This is a genomic window from Paenibacillus lentus (assembly GCF_042714055.1).
Taxonomy (GTDB): Bacteria; Bacillota; Bacilli; order Paenibacillales; family Paenibacillaceae; genus Fontibacillus; species Fontibacillus lentus_A.
The window spans coordinates 432,733-447,374 of the sequence record NZ_JBHGVC010000005.1; the positions used below are offsets into that span (position 1 = coordinate 432,733).

At 49.2% G+C, this 14,642-nt stretch carries 11 protein-coding genes; 7 read left to right on the forward strand and 4 right to left on the reverse strand.

Annotation, left to right across the window (positions count from 1 at the left end):
• Positions 1–57: 57 nt before the first annotated feature.
• From ACE3MQ_RS14580 to ACE3MQ_RS14590, 3 genes are all read left to right on the forward strand, one after another.
• On the forward strand, positions 58–414 hold the full coding sequence (locus ACE3MQ_RS14580) for a toxin-antitoxin system TumE family protein (RefSeq protein WP_379394086.1): 357 nt from the start codon (positions 58–60) through the stop codon (positions 412–414).
• Between the two features lie 477 nt (positions 415–891).
• Complete coding sequence (locus ACE3MQ_RS14585) at positions 892–1,275, forward strand: VOC family protein (RefSeq protein WP_379393791.1); 384 nt, start codon at positions 892–894, stop codon at positions 1,273–1,275.
• Positions 1,276–1,342: 67 nt separating this feature from the next.
• Entirely contained in the window at positions 1,343–1,921 is a 579-nt protein-coding gene (locus ACE3MQ_RS14590) for a nitroreductase family protein (RefSeq protein ID WP_379393793.1), read from the forward strand.
• An 85-nt stretch (positions 1,922–2,006) separates the two neighbouring features.
• On the opposite strand, the gene ACE3MQ_RS14595 is transcribed toward ACE3MQ_RS14590, so the two are convergent.
• Positions 2,007–3,332 carry a hemolysin family protein gene (locus ACE3MQ_RS14595; RefSeq protein WP_379393795.1) on the reverse strand — a complete coding sequence of 442 codons (1,326 nt, stop codon included), beginning with the start codon at positions 3,330–3,332 and terminating at the stop codon, positions 2,007–2,009.
• Between the two features lie 203 nt (positions 3,333–3,535).
• Between ACE3MQ_RS14595 and ACE3MQ_RS14600 the strand changes: the two genes are divergently transcribed.
• The 4 genes from ACE3MQ_RS14600 to ACE3MQ_RS14615 all read left to right on the forward strand — a co-directional run bounded on the left by ACE3MQ_RS14600 (position 3,536) and on the right by ACE3MQ_RS14615 (position 9,824).
• Positions 3,536–5,731, forward strand: a complete 2,196-nt coding sequence (locus ACE3MQ_RS14600; RefSeq protein ID WP_379393797.1) for a DUF6359 domain-containing protein — start codon at positions 3,536–3,538, stop codon at positions 5,729–5,731.
• A gap of 228 nt (positions 5,732–5,959) precedes the next feature.
• Positions 5,960–6,904, forward strand: coding sequence for a LacI family DNA-binding transcriptional regulator (locus ACE3MQ_RS14605; protein WP_379393799.1), 945 nt, complete (start codon positions 5,960–5,962; stop codon positions 6,902–6,904).
• A gap of 90 nt (positions 6,905–6,994) precedes the next feature.
• Positions 6,995–8,959 carry a type I pullulanase gene (gene pulA, locus ACE3MQ_RS14610; protein ID WP_379393802.1) on the forward strand — a complete coding sequence of 655 codons (1,965 nt, stop codon included), beginning with the start codon at positions 6,995–6,997 and terminating at the stop codon, positions 8,957–8,959.
• 286 nt (positions 8,960–9,245) lie between these two features.
• A complete protein-coding gene (locus ACE3MQ_RS14615) occupies positions 9,246–9,824 on the forward strand; it encodes an LOG family protein (RefSeq protein ID WP_379393804.1) in 579 nt (192 codons plus the stop codon).
• A gap of 204 nt (positions 9,825–10,028) precedes the next feature.
• Here the strand turns inward: ACE3MQ_RS14615 and ACE3MQ_RS14620 are convergent, their stop codons facing one another.
• The 3 genes from ACE3MQ_RS14620 to ACE3MQ_RS14630 all read right to left on the reverse strand — a co-directional run bounded on the left by ACE3MQ_RS14620 (position 10,029) and on the right by ACE3MQ_RS14630 (position 14,272).
• Complete coding sequence (locus ACE3MQ_RS14620; protein WP_379393806.1) at positions 10,029–12,347, reverse strand: glycoside hydrolase family 65 protein; 2,319 nt, start codon at positions 12,345–12,347, stop codon at positions 10,029–10,031.
• A gap of 77 nt (positions 12,348–12,424) precedes the next feature.
• The gene (gene pgmB / locus ACE3MQ_RS14625; protein ID WP_379393808.1) at positions 12,425–13,087 is read right to left on the reverse strand and encodes a beta-phosphoglucomutase; all 663 of its coding nucleotides are present in this window, start codon (positions 13,085–13,087) and stop codon (positions 12,425–12,427) included.
• 153 nt (positions 13,088–13,240) lie between these two features.
• Entirely contained in the window at positions 13,241–14,272 is a 1,032-nt protein-coding gene (locus ACE3MQ_RS14630) for a LacI family DNA-binding transcriptional regulator (RefSeq protein WP_379393810.1), read from the reverse strand.
• Between the last annotated feature and the right edge of the window lie 370 nt (positions 14,273–14,642).

The window sequence follows — 14,642 nt, forward strand, 5'->3', positions numbered from 1 at the left end:
AAACTACGTCCTGCATAAAACATTACGTTGTTGGAGCGTGAATTTCGTTCTATTATTATGGACTCTAGTGACGGTGACGGATCGGGGTTATTATCCAGCCGTTCTTTTACCCGTTGGACACTGACATTTCATGACGGATCTAAATTATATATTACTGAGCATTTAAATCAGGGTATCATTCAGATGTATTTCTATAACTGGGTAAGTATTTCTGGTGAAGTGCTTGCTAAATTTCATAGCGAACCACACGACGAAGATAAGCGCTATCAGACGGTAACTGAACCATTTCACATTCATCCCCCAGAAGAAGCGAAAATACATAACTCCACTCGACACCCAAATTTTTACCATCAGGAATTACCGCAAATTTTAGAGGCCATCTTCATTTATATGTTAGCCTCAAAGAAGATCTAAGTGAACTATCAAGAGTGCACAAGGCTTGGCCATTCCAATGACCTCACCCACATTATTCTATAAGAGAAGGAAGGATGGATTGAGAAGCAGGATGAACATAAACAAGCGAGTACTTGTTGAGTCGGTCATAGTTGCTATCGTTATTATTATATCCGTGTTTGGTTTCAACATCGTTCGGGGAATGTTACTGACTAAAAATTATGTACCCGATATAATTGACAGCTATGCATCCGTAGAGTATCTGCAAACTCAGGTGGCTTTTGGAACCATCACTCGTGTCGATTGGTTAACCATTGTTCTTGGATGTGTTGGCTTACTATTGTTTGTAGTGATGTACTATAGGCTCCGAATGAAACTGAGTCAGAGGGGAAGGCGTTAAGGTCATTTTGCTTGCCGATAACGCATGAAGATCAACAACATTCCATTATATGAGCATTTTCGAGAATTCATAGATTTTTATAAAGGAGCAGATTTCATATGAGCAAAGGTTTTTCTAGTTGTTTACAAATTTTTCCGACACCTGACATACATAAGACTGCCCAATTTTATGAGGGGCTTGGTTTTCGGGCCGTCTATTATCTTGAATCGAAGGAACCCCATGTTTGTTTATACCGGGATGCGATCGAGATTGTGCTGACAGAGTCGAACCGCAAGGAGGGTTTCTTGCCGAATCGAGCTGTGCACGGGTATGGATATGATGCCTATTTTATCACTACAGAGCAGGAAGAAATCCAACGTGAGCTGCTGGGTTTAGGCGTTAATATTGTTCGTCCGCTATCGACAACCGATTACGATAACAAGGAATTCGTCTTTGAAGATGTGGATGGACGATGGATCGCCATCGGGAACAAAGAGAACTGAGGGTGAGGTGTCGCCCGGCGGCTGACAATGATAGAATGGAAATGAATAAAAAGGAGGGGAACGAGCTATGGACATAATGGAAGCGATTTCGACTAGAAGAAGTATTGGAAAAGTCAAACAAGACAACATTCCTGTGGAGATGATTGAGCGGATCCTTGAGGCTGGAACCTGGGCGCCCAATCATAGACATACTGAGCCGTGGCAGTTCTTTGTACTTCGAGGACAAGGACGGGGAAAATTGGGCCAGGCGCTGGCGGATATTATGCGCGATGAACTCGAAGACCCTGATTCCCCAGAGGTACGGGAATCTATGGATAAAGCTTATGCCAAGGCATTTCGCGCTCCCGTTATCATTGCCGTTGCCGTAACTCCCGTTGATCGGCCGGGCGTCATCGAGCTGGAGGAATACGGGGCCGTTTTCGCTGCGATACAGAACATGCTTCTTGCGATACACAGCTTGGGCCTCGGAGCGGTATGGAGAACAGGAGAGCCGTGCTATAGCTCCATCATGAACGAAGCTTTTGGGCTTCGTTCACAGGATAAGATGCTGGGCTTCATCTACCTTGGCGTTTCGGACATGAGCGAGCCTAAGGGCAGGCGAGAGGACTTCCGCAGCAAAACCGTGTGGATTGGCGAAGAGGAATGAATATAACTATCATATCTGCATAATTCCCAAAAAACCTCGATCCCGAGATTTATATCTCTCAGGATCGAGGTTTTTAATGTTAGTCTTATTCCTGTGCTTCTCCAGGCTCAGCTGCTTGCTTGATAATTTCAAGCTTTCTGAAGCGATGTGGCTCCTTCTCCAGCAGCTTAAAGGTGAGGCCCTGGTGCTCGAAAGTCTCATCCTCGTTCATTTCCGGTTGCATGCCATACAGCCAGCCGCCGATCGTATCGACATCCTCGGTATTAAGGTCGGTCAGCATGATGTCATTAATCTGGTTAATCGTTACTTTACCATCGACGATCAAGTGGTACTCATCCAGATGGACAATCGGCTGTTCCTCTTCCTTATCGAATTCGTCACGGATTTCGCCGACGATTTCCTCCAGGATGTCTTCAATGGTGATCAGTCCGGCCGTCCCGCCGTATTCATCGATTAAGATAGCGATATGAGTGCCTTCATCCTGCATTCTTTTTAACAGCTCATTGACTGGTGTCACCTCGGATACAGCCATAACCGGCTGCAAAATCGAGGAAACCTCCAGGTTCGGATTATCCTCATATGCGAGGAAAAATTGCTTCGTGTTAATAATCCCTACGATATTATCCTTATGTCCCTCGACGACAGGGAATCGGGTATACTGCTGCTCTTTGATAATTTCCAGGTTTTCTTGCCGGGTCTTGTCTGTATATAAGCACACCATATCGGTACGCGGAATCATAATTTCTTTGGCTAATAGATTGTCAAACGCAAATATCCGATTTACATAGCCGTATTCGCTCTGATTGATTTTACCGCTCTCAAAGCTTTCGTTAATAATAATTTGCAGCTCTTCCTCGGAGTGGGCCTCTTCATGCTCGCTGGCAGGCTTAATCCCGAAAAGACGGACAAGCTGAAGCGCTGAGCCGTTTAGCGCCCAAATGAAAGGATGCATGATCTTGGTGAAAATAATAAGTGGTTTTGCTGTAATCAAAGCAACTTGCTCTGCTCTGCGGATGGCGATCGTCTTCGGAGCCAATTCCCCCACAACAACGTGAAGATAAGTAATCACGGCAAAAGCGATGATAAATGAAATAACGCTGCTTACTGCTTCAGGTACATTCAAACTATGGAACAATGGATGAAGTATTTTCTCCACTGTTGGCTCCCCTAACCAGCCAAGTCCGAGCGCTGTAATCGTGATTCCCAATTGGCAAGCCGACAAGTAACCGTCCAGATTGCTAGTCACTTGCTTTACCGATAAAGCATTCTTGCTTCCTTCGGCTATCATTTGATCCACTCGACTTGCCCGTACCCGTACGATGGCAAACTCCACGGCTACGAAAAACGCTGTAAACCCGATTAGTATGGCGACCAGCACCAAGTTTAGTACCAAAAGCCTGTCACTATCCATTCGATTCATCTACTCCTTCAAATAATAAGATATGAAATACTATTAATTATATAGCATGCTTGGCTGGAAAGCTAATCAAAGACACAAATTTGCCACGGATGATATTTTACAATAATTTTACAATAAAACCATACTGAGGAATTTATCTGCAATTATTATAAGGAGGTAATCTATGAATTGAGAGAGGGAGGAATCGATTACGGATGACTATGAAATGGACAAGAAAGTGGCTTCAGTGGGTAGTAGCGGGTGCGTTAACGGTAACGACGGTTATTGGCTTCACTCCTTTTACGGCGGCGAATGTGCATGCCCAGGGGGATCAGCTTCAAAGCAGCCCGGAGCCTAGTGGTTGGCATGCCGAGGTAAGCGTCAACGCTGAGGCGCAAGCAGCAGCCGCACTTACGGTATCTGAGGCTATCGCTAAAGGAAACAATGGGGAGGCAGCCCGGGTCAGCGGCTATATTGTTGGACATGCTGCCGGCTCCCTTACGGCGAAGTTCCAAAGTCCCTTTTCGAATGACTACAATTTCTTGATTGCCGACGATCCGGCCGAGCGAGAACCGGCTAAGCTGATCGATGTGCAGATTCCTTCCAGCCTTAGAGCCGATTTCGGCTTGCAAAGCAACCCGGGGTTGATCGGACAACGCGTAGATGTGGCTGGCACCCTTACGGCCTATAACAATTTCCCTGGGCTCAAGAGCGTCTCAACGATTCAGCTTGCAGACCCTGTGCAGCCGGAGCCGGGTGAAGATCCGGGAGAAGAACAGCCTGGCGAGGGCCAACCGGGTGAAGGCCAACCGGGTGAGGAGCATCCGGGGAATGGGGGCAATCCGGCACTGCCTGACGGTACGGGAAAAAGAGTGCTCTTCGACAACGCCCACGCCCAAACCGCTGGGGCTGCCGATTGGATCATCGACGGAGCGTTCTCCGACTTTGCCGACGGGCTGCGGGCCGCAGGATTTGCGGTAGAGTCGCTGGAGCGCACGGCTCCTCATCAATTCGATACCCCGGCGATAACGTACGATCACCTCAAAGACTATGACGTATTCGTCATTCCGGAAGCGAATATCCCCTTCAAGTCTGCAGAGCAGGACGCCATCGTCCAGTATGTTCAAGGCGGAGGCGCGGTATTCTTTATCGCGGATCATTATAATGCGGATCGCAATAAGAACCGCTGGGATTCCTCGGAGGTATTCAACGGGTACCGCCGCGGCGCCTATGAGCTTCCGACCAAAGGCATGAGCGTAGCTGAAGCATCCTCTCCAGCGATGCAGAACGTTACAAGCTCGGATTGGCTCGCCGACCATTTTGGCGTTCGCTTCCGCTATAATGCGCTTGGCGATGTCAACGCGACCGATATTGTCGCGCCCTCCCAATCGTTCGGGATTACGTCGGGAGTAAGCGCAGTCGCCATGCATGCCGGCTCCACGCTGGCGATTATCGACCCGACGAAGGCGAAGGGAATTGTGTACGTTCCTACCGGAGTACCGGCATGGGGCAATGCCGTAGATAGCGGCGTCTATAACGGCGGTGGACGGGCGGAAGGGCCGTATGCGGCCATTGCCAAGCTTGGACTTGGCAAAGCGGCATTTATCGGCGATTCTTCACCTGTTGAGGATGCCACGCCGAAGTATGTTCGAGAAGAAAATGGGGCCAAGAAGACGACATATGACGGCTTCAAAGAAGCGGATGACGGGCTATTCCTCGTGCAGACTATGAAATGGCTTGCTCATGATGAAAGCTATACATCTTTAAGCCAGGTGCCAGGACTTATTCTTGATAATCCGACTGTGCTGCGTGCAGATGAGGTGCCATCGGCCTCGACGGAGCCGGCGCCTGAGCCGTGGTCATCGCCGGCCGCAGGCTATAAATGGTATGACCCGTCAACCTTCAAGCCAGGCTCTTACGGCTCTTCGCAGCCGCCGGCGATCGAGCCTTCATATGCCTTCGTGCATCAGTCCCAGCTGCCGAGCGCGCAGGAGTTCACTATTCGTTTAACCGTGGATGGCCTTGCCCCAGGGCAAACGGTAACCGGCCTTAAGGCAGGAATTTACCTCAGCGGCGGTGAGCAAATTGCCCGGTTCAAAAATAGTAACGGAACCTGGTCGGCCTATGGATATAGCCCGGATTTTTCACTGACGGCGAATGCCCAGGGGCAGGCCTACAAAGACCTTACCGTTCAGCTCAAGCCGAATCAGTCGGGAGCGGCGAGTCTTCGCCTGAAGCAGGGCAGCGCCAATGTAATCACGAAGTCGGTAACCATAGCTAATGTGAATGCCGAACCGCTTGTCCAAGCAAGCCCTTCCCCGTTCAAAGAAGAAAAGAACGCGGTCCTTGCTGCGATTTTTCCCCATCGCTTGCATAGCAATCTGCATTTAATTTCCGCGAAAAGCGCCTAATATTTGCATTGTTTAGCGTGGTGTCGATAAGGATACAAAGGATGAGAATACCACGATACCCATTCGGCGTAAGATAGAATACAGACGGGCAGCCTCTAAGAAGGGGCTGTTCTTTCTTTCCTAAATATTTTCGTTGTCATTTTGTCCGTTACTTTGTGCCTTATTCCCCATTCGGATATGATATTAGTAATAAGAAACAGCCAAAAGCGTTTGGTGGGGGATTAAGGAATGAACAAGGTGACAATGAAGGATATTGCCGAGGCAGCCCATGTATCTTTGGCCACGGTATCCTATGTGCTTAACAACAATACGAAGCAAAAAATAAGCGAGGAGACCCGGCAGCGCATTCTCGAAATATCCAAACAGCTTCAATATGTACCTAATATGGCCGCACGCAGTCTGGTAGGGAATACGTCTTCCAAGCTGGTCGCTATTGTTACGCTTAAGGATCACAACGATATGCCTTGGCAGAAGAGCCGTTACCACGACTTGGCGATGAAGCTTCAGGAACTGCTCAATGAACGGGGCTACGACGTGATCGTGGCAGGCACAGACAGTGTGGAGGTAGAGCTGGACATTATTTTAAAAAGAACGCTCGATGCGCTGTTCATCATCGATGTGCCGGAGCAGCACTTTTTCAACATCTCACGTAAATTTACCGTACCGATTATCGTCATCGATAGCTATATCGACGATACGATGTTTCGAAAGATCGTTCCCGATTATAAATTTGCGATCAAGCGGGCCAGGCAAATGATTGCCGAAGGCAGCAGCATGGCCGGTCTGGAACCTTTTCTCGTAACGGGGAAATTTAATAATCAAGGGATGGAGGAAGCCCTCACGGAAAGCTTCTGCCCGGAGAATGTATACAAAATGAACACGCGGGAAGAGCTGGAGCAATACGTCCAAGCACGCCAGGGCAGGCCGGGGATCTTTGTAAATGAGTGGCTGGCAGTTATGGCCGTGCCTTACATGCGGGCCGAGGATATGATCGTTATCGCGAATGTTGGGGCAGAGTATCTGCTTCCAAGGGAAGTGCGGCGTATTGTGTTCAATAACGAGGACAAAGCCCAAACGGCTATTGCCGTCATGGAGAAGCTGCTGCGCAAGGCATATGATGAAATTGAGGATTATCATTATGTGTCCCCTGCTGATAGTGAATCAACGAATTGACACTCGCGCTTGAACGGTGATATAATGCCGCTCATATCATAGCTTAAGCGTTTAAGTTGACCTTTATATTTCGTGATTGGAGTGAATAGATTGGCGGTACAACGTGAGCATGACGTAGTTGTCGATTATGGTGACCTTGCGGTAACTGGAGGCATATCCGTCTTCGATGAGCGATTTGATGAAATGTTCTATTATGACGGCGATGACCTGGGTGCTGCTTACTCGCCGAAGGAGAGTAAATTCCGTCTTTGGGCACCGACGGCTTCGGAAGCGCATGTTGTGTTCTATCGATCATGGGACGATTCGGAGCCTATGATGATGCTGCCTATGAAGCGTGATGTACAGGGCACCTGGTTACTGACTGCGTCAGGAGATCATCAGGGGCGCTACTATACGTATCGTGTAAAAATAGGGCAGGACTGGAATGAAGCAGCCGATCCTTATGCCAGAGCCGTAGGGGTAAACGGAGATCGAGCAGCTATTATTGATTTGCAGAGCACAAACCCGGAGCGGTGGGAGGATGACCGTAAACCGCCGTTTGAGGCAGCCGTCGATGCGGTCATTTACGAGCTGCACGTCAAGGATCTTTCGAGTCACCCACGCAGCGGCATTACGCATAAGGGGAAGTACCTCGGTCTTGCGGAGAGTGGGACTAGGGGGCCGGATAACATCCAAACAGGCCTCGATCATATCGCATCATTAGGCGTGACGCATGTTCAGCTCCTGCCGGTCTACGATTACGCCACCGAAAGCGTCGATGAAACAAAGCTGGATCAGCCCCAGTACAATTGGGGATATGATCCTAAAAATTACAACGTTCCCGAAGGCTCCTATGCCACCGATCCTTATGTGCCGGGCTTGCGCATTAGCGAGTTGAAACAGAGCATTCAAGCCTTGCATGAGCAGGGGCTGCGAGTCATTATGGACGTCGTCTACAATCATGTCTATGATTGGTATCTGATCAATTTCACCAAGCTTGTTCCAGGATATTACTTGCGTTATAAAGAGGACAGAACACTGTCGGACGGTTCTTTCTGCGGGAATGAATGTGCTTCCGAACGAGCGATGATGAGAAAATTCATCGTGGACTCGGTGCTGTACTGGGCGTCCGAATATCATATGGACGGCTTTCGCTTTGATTTGATGGGGCTGATGGACGTTGAGACGATGAATGAGATTCGGCGGCGCCTCGATGCCATCGATCCTTCGCTCCTCACGATCGGGGAGGGCTGGGTGATGGACACCGTTCTTCCAGAAGAGCAAAGAGCCCACCAGAACAACGCTGCCAAGCTCCCCGGGATTGGACATTTTAATGACGATTATCGGGACGCGATAAAAGGAAACATATTCTATTTTGACCAAAAAGGGTTTATTAGCGGCGCAGAGGGATACGAGGAACGAATTCGCAGAGGGGTCGTTGGTGCTATAGCGTATGATGACCAAATCCGTAATTTTGCGGATCAGCCCGGGCAAGCGGTCAACTATGTCGAATGCCATGATAACCATACCTTATGGGATAAAATCGTTCTCTCCACGGCCCATGACTCCGAGGAACGCCGTATGAGCATGCATCGGCTGGCATCGGCGATGATTTTGACGAGCCAGGGGATTCCCTTCCTGCATGCGGGGCAGGAATTCATGAGAACGAAGGGCGGGGAGGAGAACAGCTACAAATCCCCGGAGAGCGTGAATTGGCTGGACTGGGAGCGCTGCGCGGCACACCAAAACGACGTTGCGTATATGAGGGAACTGATTGCATTGCGCAAGAGCCACCCGGCGTTCCGTCTGCGTACAGCGGAGCAAATTCGCGAGCATCTGTTCTTTGAGCCGGTGCCTGAGCATGGCGTAGCGTTTACGCTGCGAAATCATGCAGGCGGGGATGCAGCCAAGCACATTTATGTGCTGTATAAGGCTGCGGCAGATTTTACCCTTGTGACCTTACCTGAACTGGGGGGATGGACGATCCGCTTTGGAGGCGAGCATATTGCTTCACTGGAGGGCAGCCGCTTGGAGGCTAATGGCATCGGTATGATTGTACTTACGGTTAGCAATTAACAAGCCATTTAATACTCTTCGGCTAGTCGCCAGTTAACGTGCTTCGGCGTAGAAATTTGGCACAGCATTGCAATTGCATGGTATGGTCGGTTCCTTATCACAGATGCTTAATCCTTTTTACCCGCTCCAGATTCTAAAGCTAAGCTTTTAGGTCGTGCAAGGCTGCAGTTTTAACAGTACGTTATCAACTCAACATCATATTGAAAATAATCGTTGTGCAAAATATAGTAATAAAGACGATTAAAATTTGAATTAAGTCGCGCATTCAGAAATAGGAGATGATGGAATGAAAACGATCTGTGTTTTTGCAGGCTCGAATTTAGGTTCGCATGAAGACTATAAGCAGGCAGCCATACAACTGGGAAGTTATTTGGCGGAGCATCAATATCGCTTAGTATATGGCGGTTCCAGAATCGGATTAATGGGCGAAGCGGCCAATGCCGCCATGACTGCTGGCGGAGAGGTTATCGGCGTCATGCCGTCCGGCCTGTTCGCTGGAGAGATGGTACACCGGGAGCTGACCGAGCTTATTGAAGTAGATGGCATGCATGCGCGAAAAGCGAAAATGGGAGAGCTGGCAGATGGATTCATTGCCCTGCCTGGCGGCTTCGGAACCTATGAGGAGCTGTTCGAGGTGCTGTGCTGGTCGCAAATCGGAATTCATAAGAAGCCGATCGGCCTCCTGAATGTCAGAGGCTTCTATGATCCTCTGCTTCAAATGGTCGAGCATAGCATCAAAGAGGGCTTCTCTAATTCTTCTCACCTGAGCCTGATCAACATCTCCCCGGAACCGGCCGAACTTTTGCAGCGGATGGAGTCTTATGAACCGCAGGTTCTGGAAAATAAATGGAAAGAGCTTGTTTAAGTAAGTCCTTGCATAATGAATGGTAGGCCGGGTACTAATTCTTATATAGAATTCTGCGGGAGAAGGTGAAGAAGCGCACCTCCCTGGAGCCGCAGTTAATCATTAGGCAGAACACGGCCGGCCTAACTAATCCACACAGCTACAAGCACAAAGGGTGTCCTTAACCGCAACGAACGGTTAGGACACCCTTTTTTAACATACAACTTAAATTTTCACGGAAGATCTGGCGCATTGAATTTCGCCAAGGCCGCTTACCGTGTAGCTGCGGTCATAGACGACGATCGCTGCAGGCGTGTCGGTCTCGTTCGTGACCGTAATGCTGTCCTCGGTGACATTGACGTTCAAACGAGCACCCCGGAACATAACCTTGAAGGAGAACGATGTCCAATGGGATGGGACGAACGGGTGCAGCTGCAGCGCATGATCCTTCACCTTCAGTCCGCCGAAGCCCTGAACTACGGACATCCAAGTGCCCGCCATACTCGTAATGTGCAGTCCGTCCTCGGTATCATTGTTATAATTATCGAGATCCAGACGTGCGGTACGCAGATACATTTCGTACGCCTTCTCCTGATAGCCGAGCTCGCAAGCGATAATAGCATGCAGGCATGGGGACAGGGAGGATTCATGAACGGTGAGCGGCTCATAGAAATCGAAGTTGCGTTTCTTCGTCTCCAGGTCGAACTGGTCGCCAAGGAAGTAAATGCCTTGCAGCACGTCAGCTTGCTTAATGAAGCAGGAGCGGAGAATGCGATCCCAGGACCAGTTTTGGTTGAGCGGCAAATGCTCCGGCTTAAGGTCTTTGACCGGGATGATTTCTTTATCCAGGAATCCATCCTGCTGCAGGAATACGCCGCGCTCCTCATCGTACGGATAGTACATATTGCCGATGATGTCGTTCCACTTGGCGATCTCCTCGTCCTTCAGCTCCAGCTTATCGACCAGCTCCGAATAACGGGTCTGCTCATGCTCCTTCAAATAGCTCATGACTTCCTGCGTATATTCCATCGTCCAGACGGCAATCCGGTTCGTATACCAGTTGTTGTTCACGTTGTTTTCGTACTCGTTCGGGCCCGTGACGCCAAGCATGACATATTTGCCCTTGTCTTTGGAGAAATTGACGCGCTCTTCCCAGAAGCGGGAAATTTCCACGAGCACCTCCAGACCGTATTGGCCGAGATAAGATTGATCCCCGGTATAGTTGACGTAATTGTAAATCGCATAAGCGATAGCGCCGTTGCGGTGAATTTCCTCAAACGTAATTTCCCACTCGTTATGGCACTCTTCGCCGTTCATCGTTACCATCGGATAGAGGGCGCCTTTAGTAAAGCCAAGATTTCTGGCATTCTCTTTCGCCTTCTCCAGATGCTTATAGCGGTAGATAAGCAGGTTGCGGGCGATGCTGGAATCCGCCGTGCTGAGGTAGAACGGCAGGCAGTAAGCTTCCGTATCCCAGTAGGTGCTGCCGCCGTATTTTTCACCCGTAAAGCCCTTAGGGCCAATATTCAGGCGATCATCATCGCCGGTATAAGTCTGGTTCAATTGGAAAATGTTAAAACGAATCGCCTGCTGTGCAGACACGTCGCCTTCAATAATAATGTCGCTCTCGCGCCACTTCGCGGCCCAGGTGTCTACCTGTTCGCGAAGCAATGTGTCGAACCCGGCCTTAGCAGCTTCTGCCAGCGATCTTTTGCCGGCTTCCACAAGCTGGCCCAGGCCATAGTTTCGGGAAGTCACATTAGCCACGTATTTATACAGTGTCACTTGTTCTCCGGCGGCAGCTTCAATCGTTACCTCACTGGAAACGAATTTTTCACGCTCCTGAAGGGATGGAGTTATCTCCAGCTTATTGCCGTCTTTGAAAATATCATATGCCATGACCGAGGTCACATGGAAATCGAGCTTCTTCGTCTTCAGCGTCACGTAGGACATATCCGCCGCTGCTGCCTTCTCTACTTCCAGCCAGAACTTCTCGTCATAGTTGGAATCCTTATTCTGTACGTCACCGTCAAGATAAGGAACGAGGCGAATCGTACCGCTGAAATTCAGCGGGGTAATCGCATAGCGGATCGCTCCGATTTCATGGCGGGCCATGCTGACGAAGCGCAGCGCCTCCACTTGGATTTGCTTGCCGTCCTCAAGCTCTGCCTTGAAGCTGCGTGACAGTGTGCCTTCCTTCATGTTCAATTCACGAACGAAATCGCTGACCTTGCATTGAGCGAGATCAAGCTCCACGCCTCCTATAAATACGTCGATCCCAATCCAGTTCGTGCTGTTCAGTACTTTGGCGAAGTATTCCGGATATCCGTTCTTCCACCAGCCAACACGCGTTTTGTCCGGGTAATAGACGCCTGCCATGTAACTTCCCTGCAGAGAGGAACCACTGTATTTCTCTTCGAAATTTGCCCGCTGGCCCATGAACCCGTTGCCGATGCTGAATATGCTTTCAGATATTTCATGGGTGGTCGGATCGAAGGATTCCTCGATAATCGACCATTCGTTTATTTTTAAGTATTGTCTCACTATAACCAGACTCCTTTAATCATATGATGAAGTAGAAAATGCACTTTCATACGGACTTGCAAAACGAGCAGAGGAAGTCAACGAACGACATTCAACTCCTTAAGACGGCCTACCGTCATATGCTGCAGGGAGGGAATAACTAGCTCAGCCTGGCCCAGTGTGGCCGCCGAGCCGATTCCGATGCAGCTCATACCCGCGCGATGCGCCGCCTCAACCCCGGCCTCGGCGTCTTCAAAGACGACGCATTGACCCGGAGGTACGGAGAGGGCCGCAGCCCCAAGGAGGAATACCTCCGGATCGGGCTTAGCATGGCTTGTATGTGTTCCATCGATAATGGCATCGAAGTATGGGGTTAAACCGGTATGATCAAGAATGGTCATCGCGTTCTTGCTGGCCGATCCGAGAGCCGTCTTGAGGCCGTTTTCCCGGCAGGCCATAAGGAACTCCAGCGCCCCCGGCAATATTTCCGTATGATCCATTTTGGAAATGGATTCGAAATACCAGTTGTTTTTTCGCTCGGCGAGCTCGAGCTTCTTAGCGTCATCGAACTGCAGTTGACCAATGCCAAGCAAAATATCCAGGGATGCCATGCGGCTAACCCCTTTAAGCTTCTCGTTATCCTGCTCGGTGAACTTGAACCCGAGCTCATCCGCGAGCCGCTTCCATGCCAGATAGTGATACTTGGCCGTGTCGACGAGGACTCCGTCCAGGTCAAAGAGACATGCTTTGATTGAGGTCATAACCTCTCCTCCTTTTAGCGCAAACGTTTGAACAAAATGTTAAAAATAAAAGAAGCAGCAAGGCTTCAATTATTTTAAGAGGACAGAGCTTCAACGCGAATGAATCTAAGTGAAGCTCGATTCTCATGGACAAGGCTTCATGAATCCCGTCGGTTATGAGCGGACGGAATGGATGGATGATTCACGGATCATCAGCCGGTGCGGAATAATCTGGCGCTTCTGGTAAGAAGCGTCCTGATTATTTTTGATCGACTGGATCAGTACCTGGGAAGCGGTATATCCCAAATTGTAAATGCCGATATCGATACTGCTCAGCGGCGGCGTTGACAACTCGGACAAAGGTATATTGTTAAAGCTCACCAGACACAAGTCCTCGGGCACTTTATAATTTAGTTCATGCAAACCGCGTAATATCCCAAAGGCGACCACATCATCGATCAGGACGAGCGCGGTCGGGCGATTCGGAAGATTCATGAAGAACGACATGGCCCGGTAGCCGCTTTCCTGCAGAAATTCTCCCTCTACAATCCATTCAGGACGGGATTCCAGTCCCGCATCTGCAAGAGCTTTCATGTAGCCCTTCAAGCGATCCTTGGAGACGACAAGCTCCGGCGGGCCGCTTACGAATCCGATGCGTTCATGTCCAAGTGAAATCAGGTGCTTCGTCGCATCATAGGATGCCTGGACGTTGTCGGTATCCACGGACAAAATATCGGAGTACTGGTCGCTCCGTCCGATCAGGACAAAGGGATGGCCGTTCTCATGCAGAAAATCGATGACAGGATCCTCTGTTCTGGAATAGAGCAAAATGACTCCATCGACCCTGCGTCCGTTAAGCAGTCTGGATACGCCTTCAACCTCTTCTTTCTCATTCGCTCCCGAGCTGATTAATACATCATATCCCAAACGGCTTGCCTGGGTGACGATACCGCGGATCAATTCCATGAAGAAGTAATTCGAGAACAATTCCTCGGCCGATTTCGGAAGCATAATGCAGATGCTGTTCGTTGTCTTGGATACCAGGCTCTTCGCCATAATGTTGGGATGGTAGCCAAGCTGCTCCATGATCGCTTTTACTTTTTGAGAAGTCTCCGTGCTGATTCTTGGATGATTGGACAGCACCCGGGACACGGTGGAGGGAGATACTCCGGCCTTTCTAGCAACATCTTTAATGGTTACAGCCATAATAACCTCCTGTGGAACCGTTTGCTTTACATTGTAATCTTAATCCAAAGGCCAACGAAAGTAAATAGATAATCCCCGACAAAGTGAGATATTCAGGGGCATATCTATGAAATATAACGCATTTTACTAAAATATATACGGCAAAGGCGGCAGGTTCGAATATGAAAGACAAAACGAGAAATGAAGAGATAAATGAAGAAAAGTTTGTAAAAATGCTAAAAAACAACTCGTGCAAACGTTTTAATTAAGTTAAACGCTTAAGTTATATTGGGGATGCGGATATAGCGCTTACATATTTTTTGGATCATTCTAGAATATTTTTCGACAAATGTGGTAACGTTTGCGCACCGAAGTGTCAATGTCGAATGTC